Annotated in this window: 1 rRNA gene; it reads left to right on the top strand. The window is 40.9% G+C overall.

The features are described from left to right. Positions 1-273: 273 nt before the first annotated feature. A 5S ribosomal RNA gene (gene rrf, locus NI469_RS15775) occupies positions 274-357 on the top strand; the annotation flags it as partial.

Genomic DNA, 357 nt, shown 5'->3' with positions numbered 1-357 from the left:
GGTTGGATGTGGAAGCATAGTGATATGTGAAGCTGACCAATACTAATTGCTCGTGAGGCTTGACTATACAACACCCAAACAGTTGTTGTATTAAGCATCAATCGATTCGATATTAAACAAAACAGCTTGATTTAGTTACGCTAAACGAACAAAATACACAACTCAGATATATCTGTTAATGAACGATGTTCAAAGCACTGCTTTGAACAGAGTGCAAGATTTGAAGAAAGCTAAGGCAACTATAAGACCTCAGTAAGTAATCATACCAGTTGTGCTGGCGACCATAGCAAGAGTGAACCACCTGATCCCTTCCCGAACTCAGAAGTGAAACCTCTTAGCGCTGATGGTAGTGTGGGG

Source organism: Acinetobacter lwoffii (assembly GCF_024129735.1).
Classification (GTDB): Bacteria; Pseudomonadota; Gammaproteobacteria; order Pseudomonadales; family Moraxellaceae; genus Acinetobacter; species Acinetobacter lwoffii_H.
The sequence above is the reverse complement of the archived record's forward strand: the minus strand, read 5'-3'. Positions and strand labels throughout refer to the sequence as shown.